Origin of the sequence: Krasilnikovia sp. MM14-A1004, from assembly GCF_047159485.1 — a bacterium.
GTDB lineage: Bacteria > Actinomycetota > Actinomycetes > Mycobacteriales > Micromonosporaceae > Actinoplanes.
The window spans coordinates 5458624-5474659 of record NZ_AP038773.1; the positions used below are offsets into that span (position 1 = coordinate 5458624).

Consider the following 16036-nt stretch of genomic DNA (forward strand, 5'->3'; position numbering starts at 1 on the left):
AAACCCCTCGGGACCGGGTCCCGAGGGGTTCGCCGAGCCGATGGGTCAGCTGAACAGGCCCACGACGAAGTGGTAACTGCGCATCACCCAGGCCGTCTGCTGCAGGTGCGCGAAGCCCACCCCCACGAGGAACAGGGCCGCCACCAGGTGCGAGCCCTTAGCGGTACGCCGCACCCGTCCGAACTGCCGCTCCAGCACCAGTCGGCCGACGAACCGGGACAGCGCGAACAGGCCCGCCGCCACGACCACGCAGAGCACGAAGATGATGATCGGCACGGTCAGCGTGCCGTCCGACGAGATCGCCCAGATACCCCAGCAGACGAACGCCCACAGCAGGGCCGCGGTGCTCCACTCGCTGCCCCGGCGCAACTGCTGCACGTGCCAGCCCAGGGAGTGACGCTCGTGCGGCGCCTCCGCGCCCGGCCAGCCCGTACCGGTGGCCTCGTGGTCGGCGAACTGCCGGGTCTTCGGGTTCGGGTTCACCTGCGCCCGGCCGCGCGAGAACGGCTGCGCCTCGGCGTGCACCGGAAACTGGCCCGGCGGGGCGGCGGCCTGGCCCTGATTGGGCTGGGCCTGAGCGGGCTGGCCCAGGCTGGGCGGAGTCTGGGCGGGCGCAGTCTGGGCGGCCGGAATGTGGGCGGTCGGCCGGCCCGGCGCGGCGGCCGACGGGGGCGGCTGCGGCACCGTGGGTGGGTCCGCCCAGGGGTCCTGCGGCGGCATGTCGAGCGTCCGTTCCGACCACCGTGGCTGGTCCGGCATCGTGCTCCTCCCCCGATCAAGCGGATCGTCAGTGCTGCCATCGAGAGTAACGAGCCCGCAAATCGCTCGCCGTCACGACGCACGTCGGCTACACAGGACCCCATGGACTCCTCGGAGATTCAGATCAGGATCGGCGCCGCGGACGAGTGGGAGACCATCGCGGATCTGGTCGGCCAGGCTTTCCACCAACCGCACGATCAGGCGTGGCGCGACGCCGAGGGATCGGTGTTCGAGCCGGAACGCTCGCTGGTCGCCGAGGACACGGGGCTCGTCGTGGGGCACGCGGCCGCGTACACCCGTGAACTGACCGTGCCCGGCGCGGTCATCCCGGCCGCGCATGTCACGCAGGTCGGCGTGGCGCCGACCCACCGGCGCCGCGGCCTGCTCACCCGCATGATGCGCCACCAGCTCGGCGAGATCGCCGCCGCCGGGCGCGAGGCCGTCGCGGTGCTGTGGGCCAGCGAGGGCAAGATCTACCCCAGATTCGGGTACGGCCTGGCCGCGCAGCACCTGCACGTCGACGTCATGACCCGCGAGATCCGACTGGCCGACCCGGCACCCGGCGGCACCGCCCCGGCCGGGCGGCTGCGGCTCGTCCAGCCGGACGAGGTCATCACCGACCTGGCCAAGGTGTACGAGCAGCAGCGCCCCGACCGCCCCGGCTGGTCCAGCCGCGACGACCGCTGGTGGCGCTACGTCCTCGCCGACCCGGAGTCCCAGCGGCGCGGCGCGACCGCCCTGCACGGGGTGCTCCACGAGACCCCCGACGGCCCGACTGGTTACGCCCTGTGGCGCGGCGTGTCCCGCTGGGACGGCAACGGCCCGAACGGCGAGGTACGGGTCCGTGAGGTGGTCGCCGCCGACCCCGCCGCGTACGTGACGCTGTGGCGTTTCCTGCTCACGCTCGACCTCGCCCGCTCCGCGACGGCCGGGTTCCTCGCCCTCGACGAGCCGCTGCAGCACCTCGTCGACGAGCCCCGCCGGCTCGGCGCCCGGATCTCGGACGGACTGTGGATCCGCCTGGTCGACCTGCCCCGCGCGCTGGCGGCCCGCCGGTACGCCACGGACGTCGACGTGGTGATCGAGGTGTCCGACGACCTGCTGGCAGCCAACACCGGGCGATGGCGGCTCACCGCGGGGCCCGACGGCGCCACCTGCACCGCCAGCACGGACCCGGCCGATGTGTCCGCCACGGTCCTGGAACTGGGGGCCGCGTACCTGGGCGGGACGTCGCTGGCCGCGCTGGGGGCGGCGGGGCGGGTCCGTGAGCTGACGCCGGGTGCACTGGCGGCGGCCTCGACCGCGTTCGGCTGGCACCGGCTGCCGCAGCCGGCCGAGGTGTTCTGACCGTCGCCGGCGACGGTAGGTTCGGCGGCATGGGTGAAACCGAACGTCGGCGGCGGCGCGTGCGACCAGCCCCGGCCGACGCCGCTACCCGATCCGACGCGGCGCCGGTCGTGGCCGCCTCCCCAGCGGACGCCGCCACCCCAGCCGACGCAATCCCAGCCGACGCCGCCACCCCAGCGGACGCGGCCACCCCAGCGGACGCGGCCACCCCAGCCGACATTGCGACCCCCGCCGACGTAGCAGGCCGGGCCGGCTTGGCGGCGGCCACGGCGGGACCGGCGCGGGCGGAGACCGGAGCTGGACCGGCGCGGGCGGAGACCGGGGCCGGACCGGGACGGGCGGAGACCGGGGCCGGACCGGGACGGGCGGAGACCGGAGCTGGACCGGCGCGGGCGGAGACCGGGGCCGGACCGGGGCGGGCGGACGCCGGGGCCGGACCGGGGCGGGCGGAAGCCACGACCGGAGCGGCGCGGGCGGAGGCCGGGGCCGCGACAGCAGCGATCGAAGATCCCGGCGAGGAGCCGGAGGGCACGGCGCCCCCGGCCTCGCGGCGCGGCTCCGGCGGGCGTTCGCCCCGTGGCGGCGCCGCGCGGAGCGTGCCCGGCGGTGGATCGCGGCCGGTGCCCGGCTCGGGGCCGCGGCCCACCTCCGGTGCGGGCGCGGGCGGGGCAGACGACCGCGACCCCGAACGGGGCCTGCGCGGTCTGGTCGGCTCCGGGTCGTCGCAGGTCAGCCTCGGTGCGGCCCTACGGGCCCGTGATGCCGCCCGCCCGACGCCGGAGCAACTGGCCGAAGCGGACGCCACCCTGACGATCGTGCGCCGCCACTGGACCCCGCGCGAGGATCTGCCGCGCCGCTGACCCGAGCGGTCAGGACGCCGACGGCGGCAGCGGCGGCAGCTCGCGGGTGCGCTCGTACTCGGCGAGCTGGGCGATGCGCCGCACGTGCCGCTGGTCGCCCGAGAACGGGGTGCTGAGGAACGCGTCCGCGAACGTGGCCGCCTCATCCAGGGTGTGCTGGCGGGCGCCGATCGCCAGCACGTTCGCGTCGTTGTGCTGGCGGGCCAGCTGGGCGATCTCCACCTTCCACGCCAGCGCCGAACGCACGCCCTCGACCTTGTTGGCGGCGATCTGCTCGCCGTTGCCCGAGCCGCCGATGACGATGCCGAGGCTGCCCGGGTCGGCGACCACCGACGCGCCGGTCTTCAGGCAGAACGGCGGGTAGTCGTCGTCGGCGTCGTAGCCGTGCGGACCCACGTCGACCACCTCGTGCCCCTGCTTGGACAGGTGGTTGACGAGGTGGTTCTTCAGCTCGTAGCCGGCATGATCGGAACCCAGGTAGACGCGCATGACCCGCAGTCTGTCAAACCGCGATCAGAACGTCAGCGCGGCCCGCAGGGTGACGGCGATGTGATCCGCGGCGCAGCGGGCGGCATCGAAGACCGCGAGTTTGCGGACGAAACCGTGGTTGACTCCCGCATACCTGACGTGCACCACGGGGACGCCCGCGGCCAGCAGGGCGTCCGCGTACTCCGCGCCCTCGTCGCGCAGGACGTCGTACTCGGCGGTGATCAGCAGGGTGGGCGGCATGCCGGACAGATCCGGCGCCGCCAGCGGGGCGACGTCCGGGCCGAACCGGTCGGCGCGCTCGGGCGCGAAGGTCTCCCACGCCAGCCGCATCGAGGCCCGGTCCAGGCCGTACCCGGCGACCTCGTCGTACGACTCGGCGGCGGTCATCGGGTCGATCGCCGGATAGATGAGCACCTGGTAGTCCACCGGGGTGCCCGCGTCGCGCTGCCGGCGGGCGGCGACCGTGGCCAGCTGTCCACCGGCGCTGTCGCCGCCGACGGCCAGCCGGGACGCATCGACGCCCAGGCCGGCGCCCTCGCTGCGGACGAACGCCAGCACCGTCTCCACGTCGTGCAGGGCGGCCGGGAAGACGTGCTCCGGCGCCAGCCGGTAGTCCACGGACAACACCGCGCATCCGGACCGGTCCGCGATGCGGCGGCACAGCCGGTCGACCGTCTCCACACTGCCGTACGTCCACCCGCCACCGTGCACGTAGACGAGCACCGGCGCGGCGTGCCGGGTCGCGTACAGGCGGCACGGGACCCCGGCGGCGTCCACGTCGACCACGACGGGCAGCGGGATGGCGGGGCCGCACTCGGCCTCGTTGGTCTCCTCCATCGCCAGCCGCACGAACCCCAGCAGTGCCTGCGGATCCGTCGTGAGCAGATCCGCGGGCGGCCGCCGCCGGATCCGCAGCGACTGCTCGACCTGCGGGTGCAGCCCCACGCCCCGGCCCTCAGCCCAGCTCGGCCAGGACCAGTCCGGCCCGCGCCTTCGGGGTGAACCAGGTGCTCTTGCGCGGCAGCTTCTGCCGGGCCAGGTTGACCGCCACGAAGTCGTCGACCGTCACCGGAGCGATGAGTACGGCCAACTCCGCACGCCCGGCGTCGACCTCGCCGCGCAGCCAGTCGGCCGAATAGTCGCCGCCCACGTACGAGATCCGCTTGTCGCCCGGGTCGAGCCCCAGCACGTCGCGCAGCAGGACCCGCTCGACCAGGGCGTGATCGAGGTTGTCGACGGCGGTCCCACCCGCCGACGGCGGCAGCACCACGGCGTACGAGCGGCCGCCCGCGTACAGCTCGATGCTGCCCTTGGCGGGGACGGCCGCGGGGCGCGGCAGCTCCTCGACCTGCGCACCGGCCGCGCGCAACGCGGGCAGGAAGTCGCCGACGGGCAGCTCGGCGACCAGCCGGTTGTACGGCTGGATGAAGACGGACTCCGGGGTGGTGACCACCGCGAGGAAGCGGGGCAGGTTGCCGGTCTGCGCGGCGAGGCTGCGGTGGTTGCCGTCGGCGACGACCAGCTCACCGCCCCCGGCCAGCGCGGTCAGCTCGTCCTGCACCGGACCGGCGGGGATCACCCAGATGCTGTGGGTACGCCCGGACTGGTCGGTGTCGGTGGCGGCGGGCTCACCGGCCGTCGCGGCGGCGGCCGCGAGCGCGGCGTGCAACTCCTCGCCCCGGCCGGTCTGCAGCAGCAGGACGGGCGAGAGCAGGGTCCGCAGCGTGTCGGCGAGGGCCACCCGCTCGCGCACCTTGGCGATGAAGACGTCCTCGTTGCGGATCACCAGGCCGGGCTCGTCGGCGGCGGTGGAGATCTGGTCGGTGTCGACCATGGCCCACAGGCCGTAGCCGGTGGGCTCGCCCGGCGCGGAGATCCGGTACAGCACCACGACCTGCTCGGCGACGGCGTACCCGCCGCGGGCCTGCTCGGCGGCCAGCCGCGCCGCCGCGTCGGGTAGCGCGTCGGTGAACGACCTGCCCAGCGACTCGGGCGCCCGGTGCGGCATCTCGATGGCGAGCGCGCTGTGCGGGTTCGCGGCGATGATCTCGGTGATCTCCGCGTCGTCGGCGAACTCGTCGTAGTTCTGCGCGCCGGTGCCGCCAGTGGTGATCCAGGCCCGGCTGATCGGGTGCACGACCGTCATGGCACGCAACCTACCGGCGGGCCGTGCGGTCAGTTCGCGCGGGCTGCGCGGCGGTGCCGTCCCGCGGCCGGGGCGGGCCGGGGAACGCCGGGCGCGGCATGCCGCGGGCCGCCCGACGTCGCATCGGCATCGGCATCGGCATCGGCGTGCGGAAACGCGTCGGCCGGTGGGATCGCGTCGGCGGGGACCACGTCGGTGCCCACCGGCCCGAGCGTGACCACCACGGGTGGGGCCACCATCTCGGCAAGCTCGGGCGGCAGGGCCGGGCACACGTTCGCCCAGGCGCCGCGCTGCACGGCGATCGCGGTGGTGGCGACGCTGTCGGTTTCAGACATCGGAGCCTCCGGTCGGGTGGTGATACCCCCACTCAACGCCGACCGGAGGCTTCCGGTGGTTGGTTAGTCGAAGATCGGACCGATGTCGCGGGAACGCTTCAACTCGAAGAAGCCGGGCGTCCCGGCGACCAGCAGGACGCCGTCCCACAGCCGGCCCGCCGCCTCGCCCTTGGGCGCCGGGGTGACGACAGGGCCGAAGAACGCGACAGTCTCGCCCGCCACCGGGCCCGGCGCGTGGATCACCGGGGTGCCCACGTCCGTGCCCACGGGCTTCATGCCCGCGTTGTGGCTGGTGCGCAACGCCTCGTCGTGGGCGTCCGTGGCGGCCGCGGCCGCCAGTGCGGGGTCGAGGCCCACCTCCGCCAGGGCCTCGGTGAACAACGTCTCGTCGAGCTCGTACTTGCGCAGGTGGATCCGGGTGCCCAGGGCGGTGTACAGGTCGCGCAGCACCTGCGGGCCGGCGGCCTCGGCGGCGGCGATGCAGACCCGTACGGGCCCCCACCCCTTCTCCATCAGCTGCTGGTACTGCTCGGGCAGATCACGGCCGGAGTTGAGGACGGACAGGCTCATCACGTTGAACCGGACATCGAGCGGACGGACCTTCTCGACCTCCAGCAACCAACGGGACGTCATCCACGCCCACGGACAGATGGGGTCGAACCACATGTCGACGGTGGCACGTTCAGTCATGAACAGATCCTCCACCCTGCGCGTTGGTGGCGTGATGGAAGATCTCCACCGCGCTCGGTGAAGTGCGCCACCCGGAGACCGCATAGGGTGTCGTGGAAAACTCGGGTGGGGGCGCGCCGCTCCCGCTTGCCGCAGCCGCGACAGCCAGCGCAGGGTGCGGAGATTCAGCATGAGGAGAGGCAACGTGGCCGGAGTTCGGAACCTGACCCAGGTGGAGGCGGCTGAGCGGGCCCGCCTGCTCGAGATCACCGGGTATGACATCGCATTGGACCTCACCGACGGTTCCGGCAATCCGGGTGAGACCACGTTCCGGTCCGTCACGACGGTCACGTTCCGCTGCTCGGAGCCCGGAGCGGGCACATTCATCGAGGTCGCGGCGGTCGCCGTGCGCTCGGCGGAGCTGAACGGCACGCCCGTCGACACCTCGGACTGGTCGGCCGAGAAGGGTCTGACCCTGACCGGGCTGGCCGCCGAGAACACCCTGGTCGTCGACGCGGACTTCGCGTACTCGGCCAGCGGGCAGGGCATGCAGCGCAGCCTGGACCCGGTCGACAAGGAGATCTACCTCTACAGCCAGTTCGAGACCGCCGACGCCCAGCGGGTGTACGCCTGCTTCGACCAGCCCGACCTCAAGAGCTCCTTCACCTGGCACGCGACAGTGCCGGGGCACTGGAAGGTCATGTCGAACATGCCGGCGGAGCGCACAGAGCCCGCCGGTAACGGCGCCAAGACGGTCCACTTCCCGCCGTCGGTGCGGATGAGCTCGTACATCACCGCGCTGTGCGCGGGGCCGTACCACGAGGTGCGCGACTCCCACGACGGCATCGACCTGGGTGTGTACTGCCGCGCGTCGATGGCCCAGCACCTCGACGCCGACGACCTGTTCCTGATCACCAAGCAGGGCTTCGACTTCTTCCACGAGCACTTCGGCGTGCGCTACCCGCTGCCCAAGTACGACCAGCTGTGGGTGCCCGACTTCAACGCCGGCGCGATGGAGAACTTCGGCTGCGTCACCCACGCCGAGGCGCACTACATCTTCCGCTCCCAGGTCACCGACTACGAGTACGAGCAGCGCGCCAACACGATCCTGCACGAGCTGGCGCACATGTGGTTCGGCGACCTGGTCACCATGCGCTGGTGGAACGACCTGTGGCTCAACGAGTCGTTCGCCGAGTGGGCCAGCCACTGGTGCAACACCCGGGCGACCCGGTTCAGCGACGCGTGGACGACGTTCATGTCGATGCGCAAGAACTGGGGCTACCGCCAGGACCAGCTCTCCTCTACCCACCCGGTGTACTGCGAGATGCCCGACCTGGAGGCCGTGGAGGTCAACTTCGACGGCATCACGTACGCGAAGGGCGCCAGCGTCATCAAGCAGCTCGTCGCGTACGTGGGGCTGGACCCGTTCCTGGCCGGGCTGCGCGCCTACTTCCAGCGGCACCAGTGGGGCAACGCCACCTTCGACGACCTGCTGACCGAGCTGGAATCCGCCTCGGGCCGGGAACTGCGCAAGTTCGCCGCCCAGTGGCTGGAGACCGCCCAGGTGAACACGCTGCGCCCGGTGGTGGAGATCGCCGCCGACGGCACGTACGCGCGGGTGGCTGTGCACCAGGAGGCCCCGGTCGCGTACCCGACCCTGCGCACCCACCGCATCGGCGTCGGCCTGTACGACCTCGACGGCGACCGGCTGGTGCGCCGCGAACTCGTCGAGGTCGACGTCAGCGGGGAACGCACGGAGCTGACCCAGCTGGCCGGCAAGCGCGCGGCCGACGTGCTGCTGCTCAACGACGAGGACCTCACGTACGCGAAGCTGCGCCTCGACGAGCGGTCCATGGCCACGGTCGTGCGGCACATCGGCGGCTTCGACTCCTCCCTGGCCCGGGCGCTGTGCTGGGCGGCGGCCTGGGACATGGTGCGCGACGCCGAGCTGGCCGCCCGCGACTACGTGGCCCTGGTGGTCAGCGGCCTGCCCGCCGAGCAGGACATCAACCTGGTCACGGCGACGCTGCGCCAGGCCGCCGGCGCGGTGGCCCTGTACTCCGACCCGGCGTGGGCGCCGACCGGCTGGGCGACGCTGGCGCAGCTGGCGAAGGACGCCGTCGCCGCGGCCGAACCGGGCAGCGGCTTCCAGCTCGCCTGGGCCCGCGCGTACATCGGCGCGGCGCGCAGCGAGGCGGACCAGGCCACGCTGCGGGGCTGGCTCGACGGCGCCGGCGTGCCGGCGGGGCTGACCGTGGACACCGAGCTGCGCTGGACGCTGCTGCACGCGCTGGCCGCCCTCGGCGCCGTCACCGATCAGCAGATCGAGGACGAGCTCAACGGCGACCGTACGGCCAGCGGCGAGCGCGAGGCCGCCCTGGCCCGGGCGCTGGTGCCGACCGCCGAGAACAAGGCGCAGGTGTGGGCGCGGCTGACCGGGACGGAGAAGCTGCCCAACTGGCTGCACCGTTCGCTGCTGCAGGGCTTCCAGACCTCCAGCCAGGTGGCGCTGACCGCCCCGTACGCGGCGAAGTTCTTCGAGGTGGTGGGCGACGTGTGGGCCCACTCGGACAGCGAGCCGGCGCAGGAGTTCGTGGAGCTGGCGTACCCGGCGTACCAGGTCAGTGAGGAGACGGTCGCGATGACCGACGCCTGGCTGGCCCGCGACGGGCATCCGCAGTCGCTGCGCCGTCTCGTGGCCGAAGGCCGCGACGGCGTGCTGCGAGCGCACAAAGCCCGCGCCCGGGACGCCGGAACTGCCTGACCCGACTTGACGAAGGCGGCCCCGGACGGGGCCGCCTTTATGTCGATCTTCCCTCCTGGCCACACTCCGTGAGTACGCTGACACTCCGCGGCATGGAGGTGGTCGGCGTGATCTTGGGTCAGGGCTCACTGGCACGGTGGACCGCGCCCAGCGGCGCGTGGAGCAAACCCGACCTGCACATGTTCCCGCAGGACGGGCACCGCTACGAGATCGTGGACGGCAGCCTGCATGTGACGCCGCCGCTGGACGCCGCGCACGAGGCGGCGGTCCAGGCCCTGGTGACGACGCTGCGGGGCGCGGCGCCGCCCGGCTGGTGGGTGTGCGCCCGGCAGGGCATCCAGGTCGGCGCCAGCAACCTGATCCCCGACGTCACCGTGCTGCGCCCGCAGTCGTCCGGCTCGACCTGGACCCACCCGGCCGACGCGGCGCTCGTGGTGGAGGTGGAGTCAGCGCCCTCGCGCCGCTACGACCGCCTGCTCAAACCGGCGCTGTACGCCGACGCGGGTATCCCGCGCTACTGGCGGCTGGAACTGGATGAGCCCGAGCCCATCCTGCACGTGTACGCGCTGGAGTCCAGCGCCGGCTACACGCACGAGCGCACCGTGCGGGGCGTCGAGCTGACCGCGCTCGACGCGCCGTACCCGGTGCGCGTGGCCCCCTCGGCCTGGGTCTGACCCGGGTCGGGTCAGTGCCGGCCGGCGTGCGAGGCGAGCTGGTCCAGGCCGGAGACGATGCCGCCGGCCAGGTCGCCGCCCGCGAACGACGCGGCCATCGACAGCGCCGCCAGCTTGGCGTCCCGGTCGGGGATCCGCTTGCGCGCGTCGGGGCCCGTGACGATCTCCAGCACCCGCTGGTTCGGCGACAGCGCGACCAGGACCGCGGTGGCACTGTGCTCCAGCTGGGCGTGCAGCTTCTCCGCCGCCGCGCGCACCGGCTCGTCCAACTCGCCGATGTAGACGCTGAAGGTCAGCCCGGTCTGCTGGTCGGCGACGCGCAGGGCCTCGTCGAGGCGCAGCAGCTGCCGGGTCGTGAAAGGGCCGTCGAGCGCCGCGGCGCTCTCGGCCACCGTCTTGGCGATCTCGCTGTTGGGCTCGTGCTCGGTGGCCAACAGCTGTGCCTCACCAACCGTCACTTGCGCCTCCTACGGGACCGGGCAGCACGCGCTCACCCTGGGAGTTCTCGAGTACGCCGGACTCCAGCGCGGGCCTGGCGCCCACGGCGGCCACCGGCTGCGGCGCGGCGAGGAACCAGATCGGCTGGAAATCGTACGGCCGGCCGGGACGGTACCGCCGGTCCCGGCGACCCCTGTCACTGCCGGCGAACGTCAGCGCGAAGACGCCCCCGATGATCGCGGCCGGGATGGCCACGAAGACCAGAACGGTGCTTGTAATCGACAACCTCAACGCCCCCAGGCGCCCATGTGCCCAATGATCCGAACGCCATCACGGTAGCGGAGCGCAGGTCGTCCCGGACGGTCGGGTCTCGACCCGGTGTCTCACGCCGTAGGGATCTCGGCGGATTGGCCCCTCGGGTGCGAAAATCACCCTCGCGCGCCGTTTCTCCCTGCGGCGGCGGTGAGGGGGAGTCATGCGAAAATTCGTCGCCGCCGCGGCGCTCCCGCTGATCCTCGGGGTGCTCGCCGTCCTGGCGCTGAGCGTCGCCGGCGCCCCGGCGCTCGCCCAGGGCGTGTTCGTCGAGACGAATCCCAGTACCGCCCGCGCGGGTGACGAGATCTCCGTGCGGGCCAGTTGCACGGACAACCTGCAGGCGGCCGCGGTGAGTTCCACCGCGTTCGCCACCGTCACGGTGGCGCCGAACTACGGCTTCCTCACCGCGACGACCCGGGTGCCGCCCGCGACCGCGCCCGGCGCGTACGAGGTGCGGCTGGCCTGCCCCGACGGCAAGAAGGCGACGAGCACCCTGCACGTGGTGACCAAGGTGGAACCGAGTCACGGACCGGCCACCGGCGGGGGCGGCACCGCCGTCGACCGCGCGGCACCGGGACTCGTCGGCGGCGGGGTGGCCGCCATCGTGGCCGGGTTCGTCGTCGCCGTGGTGGCCTGGCGCCGCCGCCGGGCCGGCTGAGGCGGCCCGGTGCCGCCCGGCACGCCCCGCCCGCACGCGGCGATCGCGGGGGTCACTCCCGGCCGGGATGCGGGGGCGCTCACCTCCCGCGCCCGAGCGGCGATCGCGGGGCCACCGGCGCGCGCGGTGGTGCCGCGCCCGCGGCGGCGGCCATTGCCACCACCCCCACGGGTACGGGGACGCCGCCCGTTCCCGCTCGGCATCCTGGCGGCCGCGCTGGTCTTCGTCGGCCTGTTCTGCGTCGGCGCCGGGCTCGGCACCACCACGGGCTTCGACCTGCGCGAGGTGTTCCGGGGGCCGGACAAGCCGCCGCCGCGGGCGTTCCCGGTCCTGGAGCCGAGCCCGCCGGTGCGGCTCACCATCCCGGCGATCAACGTACGCGCCCCGATCCTGGAGGTGGGCCTCGCCGCGGACGGGTCGGTGGACGTGCCGCCGGTGCAGCGGCACCGGGAGGCGGGCTGGTTCCGGGACGGGCCCACGCCGGGCCAGTTCGGGCCCGCGCTGATCGTGGGGCACGCGGACACCCGTACCGGCCCGTCGGTGTTCCATGATCTCGACCGGATGCAGCCGGGCCAGCGGATCGAGGTACTGCGCCGCGACCGCCGGGTGGCGGTCTTCGAGGTCAACTCGATCGAGCACTTCGCCAAGTCCCGCCTACCCGTCGACCGGGTGTACGGCGACTACTCCCGCCCGCAGCTGCGGTTGGTGACCTGCGGCGGCCGGTGGCTGGGCGGCACGCGGGGCTACTCCGACAACGTGGTGGTCTTCGCGTCCCTGGTGGCCACCCGCGGACGGTGAGCCACGGCGGCGCGCGCCATCCAGTCCGCGCGGGCGTCAGGCCGCCTCGGCGTCCACGGGGACGGCGGGCAGGTCGAGCCAGTCGGCCCAGCGCGGGTCCGGCGTGCGGTGGCCCAGCACGCGCCACGCCACACCCCGCGGCGCGGCGGGCGCCGCGTGCAGGCGCCAACCCAGCTCGGCCGGGGTCTTGTCACCTTTGCTGTGGTTGCACTTGGCGCATGCGGCCACCACGTTGTCCCAGGCGTGCAGGCCGCCACGGCTGCGCGGGAAGACGTGGTCGATGGTCTCGGCGGAGCCCCGGCAGTACGCGCAGCGACCTCCGTCGCGGGCGAAGACGGCCCGGCGGGACAGCCCGACATGCGTGCGGTACGGCACCTTCACGTACCGGGTGAGGCGAACCACGGACGGGACCGGCAGCGCCTGGCGGGCGCTGTGCAGGATGCCGTCGCCGTCGGAGACACACTCGGCCTTGGAAGTCAGCACGAGGATGGTCGCTCGACGCACCGATACGACGCACAGCGGCTCGTAGGTTGCGTTCAACACCAACGCGGAAGAGCCCACTGCGGGTCGTATGTCAGGCATCGCGATCACCCTTCCGGAGGTAGGTGCTGTAACGGCTCCCATGGCTTGACGTGCGTACGTGGCGGCTGGTCACCGGTGGGAACTAGCCCCGGATCTCCGGTGTCCGTGCGCCAATAGTCCCTGATGAATGACGGAATTGCGAGCACAATCTGTGGCCGGCTCATGAACGTCCGAGTACGGGGGTGAAAGATGTCCGGTTCCAGCTCCCCCGACCGGGGCGGGTACGGTTCAGACCCGTGTTGTTCCTAGCTCCCACTCCCGGTGTCACCCCGTCCGGCCCGCTGTTCCAGACCCCTGGCTGCACGGACGACTGGTGCAAGACCCTCGACAAGCTGACAGGTAGCGAGTTGCTCGCGATCGGCATCGTCAAGCCGTTGCGGATCATCGCGATCATCCTTATCGCGCTCCTGGTCCGCTGGCTGTTGCACCGGATGATCTCCCGCCTCACCGTCACCGGCTCGAAGGCCGAGTTGCCCGCGCTGCTCAAGCCGCTGCGGGAGCGGGCGAAGGACGCGACCGACAACCAGTTCGTCCCGGAGCGGCGGCGCCAGCGGGCCGAGGCCATCGGGTCGGTGCTCCGCAGTTTCGTCACCGCGGTGGTCTTCACCATGGCCGCGCTGCTGGTCATGGGCGAACTCGGTTTCAACCTGGGCCCGCTCATCGCCAGCGCCGGAATCGTCGGTGTGGCTCTGGGCTTCGGGGCGCAGAGCCTGGTCAAGGACCTGATCGCGGGCCTGTTCATGCTGCTGGAGGACCAGTACGGCGTCGGCGACTCGGTCGACCTCGGCGACGCCACCGGCGTGGTCGAGACGGTCGGGCTGCGGGTCACCACGGTCCGCGACGCCCGCGGCGTCCTCTGGTACGTGCGCAACGGCGAGATCGTCCGGGTCGGCAACAAGAGCCAGGGCTGGGCGATGGTGGTCATCGACCTGCCGATCGGTTTCGTCAATTCCGAACAGGCCGGATCGGTGCTGCGCGAGGCTGCGCTGGCCCTGGCCGACGACCCGCAGCACGCCACGGAGTTCCTGGAGCCACCGGAGGTGGTCGGGGTCGAACAGCTCACCGTGGACGGAGCGGTCATCCGGACGATCGCGAAGACGACCGCGGACGGCCAGGCGGTCGTACAGCGGGAGCTGCGCCGGCGCCTGGTGGACGCTCTGGAGGAGTCCGGGCTCGCCCAGCAGATCGCCGCGTCCCGGCTCGCGCCCCGAGCGGCCGTACCGCCACGGGCGGACATCGCGCCGGAATCTGACACTCGGCCCGGCGGAGCCACCTGAGCTGCCCGAATCACCCATCGGGGGATGCCTTGATCAGCCGAAAGGTCGGCGATCCACCCGTACGCCCTAGCCACGAGTCGGACGATCGGGCAGAATCCGCAGAAGCATCTGCACATGCACCGTCACGTTCCGCGCAGGGCTCACGAGGCGACGTTCCCGCGCAGGGCTCACCAGGCGCAGGGGCTCACCACGCGTAGGCGCTCACCGCGGACCTGCCCCGGCAGTCGTCGCCTCCGACGGCCGTCCGCGAACGATGGAGGGCCTGGTGTCCGACGCCACACCCGCAGCGCCTTCGGGACACCCCGCCGACGCGCGGGCCCCGGAGCGCCCGGTCACCTTCCGCGACGTGTTCGCCGTCCGGGAGTACCGCGCCATGTATCTGGCGCTGCTGGTGAACTGGGTCGGCGACTACCTGGCCCGGGCCGCGATCACCGTCCTGGTGTACGAGCGCACCGAGTCGGTGCTGCTGTCCGCCGCGTCGTTCGCGATCAGCTATCTGCCGTGGATCGCCGGTGGCCCCCTGCTGGCGGCGCTCGCGGAGCGGTACCCGTACCGGCGGGTGATGGTGATTTGCGATGTGTCCCGGATGGCGCTGATGGCGCTCGTGGCGGTGCCGCATCTGCCGGTCTCCGCGATGCTGCTCGTGGTCTTCCTCGCGATGCTGGCCGCTCCGCCCGCCCAGGCGGCGCGGTCCGCGCTGCTGCCGCTGATGCTGGGCCGCGAGCGGTTGGTGGTGGCCGTGGCGGTCAACACCACGACCGCGCAGGCGGCGCAGGTGTTCGGCTATTTCGCGGGCGCGACGATCGCCGCCGCGGCCAACCCCCGGCTGGCGATCGCGATGGCCGCCGCGGCCTTCGGGCTCTCGGCACTGCTGCTGGTGACCGGGGTACGGCCCCGGCCCGCCGCCACGAGTCCGGCGCAGCGCAACCATCTGCTGCGCGAGACCGGCCAGGGCTTCAAGATGGTGTTCGGCAATCCGGTGCTGGGCGCGATCGGCGGGCTGGCCGTGACGCTGACCGTTTTCGCGATCGTGCCGGAGGGGCTGGCCGCGGCATGGGCCACGCAGGGCAACCCGGACCCGGCCACGCGCGGGCTGCACCAAGGGATGATCATGGCGGCCGGGCCGATCGGCTGGGTCATCGGTGGCGTACTGATCAGCCGCTTCGTGCGGCCCAGCGTCCGGCAGCGGTTGATCCGGCCGCTGGCGGTCGCCGCGCCGCTGGCCCTGGTGCCCGCGCTCACCGCACCGCCGACTCAGATCGTCGCGCTGCTGACGCTGCTGTCCGGGGTCGCCCAGGGTGGTCTCCTGCCGACCCTCAACGCCCTGTTCGTGCTGGCCCTGCCGCACGGTTTCCGGGCCCGCGCGTTCGCTGTCATCCAGGGCACCATGCAGCTCGCCCAGGGCAGTGCGGTGCTGGCGACCGGCCTGCTGGCCGAGCGTTTCCGGGTACCCACGGTCGTCGGTTGGTGGAGTGTCGGCGGTGTCCTGCTGATGGGTGCCCTGGCCGCCCGGTGGCCGCGCCCGGCACGGTTCGAGGCGGCGATCGCGGCCGCCGCGGCGGCCGCCCCCGCAGAACCGTCGGCTACGGGGCCGTCCACCACGGGACCCACCGCCGGGCCACCCGCCACGGAATCGCCCGCCGGGCAGGCCACCCCGGGGCAGAGCACCCCCGGGCAGAGCACCGCAGGGCAGGCCCCCACAATGCAGGCCGCCACGGCGCAGACCACGGCCGGGGAGATCACGGCAGGGCAGGCCGCGGCAGGGCAGGCCGCGGCAGGGCAGGCCGCGGCAGGGCAGCCGGCTGGGCTGTCGCCCGCCGTTGCGCCCAATTCCGCGCCGCTCGGCCGCACGGCGAGCGGGCGCCCACGCTCGACCGGCGTCACCTCCCGCACCGGGGCGGCTGGCACACTGGACGGGTGAGTGC

Annotated in this window: 17 protein-coding genes; 8 read left to right on the forward strand and 9 right to left on the reverse strand. The window is 73.1% G+C overall.

Going from position 1 to position 16036, the window contains the following annotated elements:
• Positions 1-45 precede the first annotated feature (45 nt).
• Positions 46-759: a DNA-directed RNA polymerase II gene (locus ACMCNN_RS23340; RefSeq protein WP_412742644.1), complete on the reverse strand. Its 714-nt coding sequence runs from the start codon at positions 757-759 to the stop codon at positions 46-48.
• A 102-nt stretch (positions 760-861) separates the two neighbouring features.
• On the opposite strand from ACMCNN_RS23340, the gene ACMCNN_RS23345 reads away from it, so the two are divergent.
• A complete protein-coding gene (locus ACMCNN_RS23345) occupies positions 862-2106 on the forward strand; it encodes a GNAT family N-acetyltransferase (RefSeq protein WP_412742645.1) in 1245 nt (414 codons plus the stop codon).
• Positions 2107-2606: 500 nt separating this feature from the next.
• Positions 2607-2966 carry a hypothetical protein gene (locus ACMCNN_RS23350; RefSeq protein ID WP_412747250.1) on the forward strand — a complete coding sequence of 120 codons (360 nt, stop codon included), beginning with the start codon at positions 2607-2609 and terminating at the stop codon, positions 2964-2966.
• A gap of 9 nt (positions 2967-2975) precedes the next feature.
• Here ACMCNN_RS23350 and ACMCNN_RS23355 read toward each other — a convergent pair whose 3' ends face one another.
• The 5 genes from ACMCNN_RS23355 to ACMCNN_RS23375 form a co-directional block, all read right to left on the reverse strand.
• On the reverse strand, positions 2976-3455 hold the full coding sequence (locus tag ACMCNN_RS23355) for a ribose-5-phosphate isomerase (protein WP_412742646.1): 480 nt from the start codon (positions 3453-3455) through the stop codon (positions 2976-2978).
• Positions 3456-3479: 24 nt separating this feature from the next.
• Positions 3480-4400, reverse strand: a complete 921-nt coding sequence (locus ACMCNN_RS23360; protein ID WP_412742647.1) for an alpha/beta hydrolase — start codon at positions 4398-4400, stop codon at positions 3480-3482.
• Between the two features lie 10 nt (positions 4401-4410).
• On the reverse strand, positions 4411-5601 hold the full coding sequence (locus ACMCNN_RS23365; RefSeq protein ID WP_412742648.1) for a DUF1015 family protein: 1191 nt from the start codon (positions 5599-5601) through the stop codon (positions 4411-4413).
• A gap of 29 nt (positions 5602-5630) precedes the next feature.
• Positions 5631-5936 carry a hypothetical protein gene (locus ACMCNN_RS23370; protein ID WP_412742649.1) on the reverse strand — a complete coding sequence of 102 codons (306 nt, stop codon included), beginning with the start codon at positions 5934-5936 and terminating at the stop codon, positions 5631-5633.
• A gap of 63 nt (positions 5937-5999) precedes the next feature.
• Positions 6000-6626 (reverse strand): disulfide bond formation protein DsbA, encoded by a 627-nt coding sequence (locus ACMCNN_RS23375; RefSeq protein ID WP_412742650.1) that lies wholly within the window; start codon positions 6624-6626, stop codon positions 6000-6002.
• Positions 6627-6810: 184 nt separating this feature from the next.
• Here ACMCNN_RS23375 and pepN point away from each other — a divergent pair, with 184 nt between their 5' ends.
• Positions 6811-9369 carry an aminopeptidase N gene (gene pepN, locus ACMCNN_RS23380; protein ID WP_412742651.1) on the forward strand — a complete coding sequence of 853 codons (2559 nt, stop codon included), beginning with the start codon at positions 6811-6813 and terminating at the stop codon, positions 9367-9369.
• 107 nt (positions 9370-9476) lie between these two features.
• Entirely contained in the window at positions 9477-10043 is a 567-nt protein-coding gene (locus tag ACMCNN_RS23385) for a Uma2 family endonuclease (RefSeq protein ID WP_412742652.1), read from the forward strand.
• Positions 10044-10054: 11 nt separating this feature from the next.
• Here the strand turns inward: ACMCNN_RS23385 and ACMCNN_RS23390 are convergent, their stop codons facing one another.
• Both ACMCNN_RS23390 and ACMCNN_RS23395 read right to left on the reverse strand, forming a co-directional pair.
• Positions 10055-10501, reverse strand: coding sequence for a DUF5130 family protein (locus ACMCNN_RS23390; protein WP_412742653.1), 447 nt, complete (start codon positions 10499-10501; stop codon positions 10055-10057).
• Positions 10488-10766, reverse strand: coding sequence for a hypothetical protein (locus ACMCNN_RS23395; RefSeq protein WP_412742654.1), 279 nt, complete (start codon positions 10764-10766; stop codon positions 10488-10490). Before ACMCNN_RS23395 ends, ACMCNN_RS23390 begins: the two co-directional genes overlap by 14 nt.
• Before the next feature lie 190 nt (positions 10767-10956).
• Here ACMCNN_RS23395 and ACMCNN_RS23400 point away from each other — a divergent pair, with 190 nt between their 5' ends.
• Complete coding sequence (locus ACMCNN_RS23400) at positions 10957-11454, forward strand: hypothetical protein (protein ID WP_412742655.1); 498 nt, start codon at positions 10957-10959, stop codon at positions 11452-11454.
• Positions 11455-11463: 9 nt separating this feature from the next.
• Positions 11464-12252, forward strand: coding sequence for a class F sortase (locus ACMCNN_RS23405; RefSeq protein WP_412742656.1), 789 nt, complete (start codon positions 11464-11466; stop codon positions 12250-12252).
• A gap of 36 nt (positions 12253-12288) precedes the next feature.
• Here the strand turns inward: ACMCNN_RS23405 and ACMCNN_RS23410 are convergent, their stop codons facing one another.
• Complete coding sequence (locus ACMCNN_RS23410; protein ID WP_412742657.1) at positions 12289-12834, reverse strand: HNH endonuclease; 546 nt, start codon at positions 12832-12834, stop codon at positions 12289-12291.
• A gap of 236 nt (positions 12835-13070) precedes the next feature.
• On the opposite strand from ACMCNN_RS23410, the gene ACMCNN_RS23415 reads away from it, so the two are divergent.
• A complete protein-coding gene (locus ACMCNN_RS23415) occupies positions 13071-14111 on the forward strand; it encodes a mechanosensitive ion channel family protein (protein WP_412742658.1) in 1041 nt (346 codons plus the stop codon).
• Positions 14112-14376: 265 nt separating this feature from the next.
• Positions 14377-16032: an MFS transporter gene (locus tag ACMCNN_RS23420; protein ID WP_412742659.1), complete on the forward strand. Its 1656-nt coding sequence runs from the start codon at positions 14377-14379 to the stop codon at positions 16030-16032.
• Positions 16033-16036: the final 4 nt, after the last annotated feature.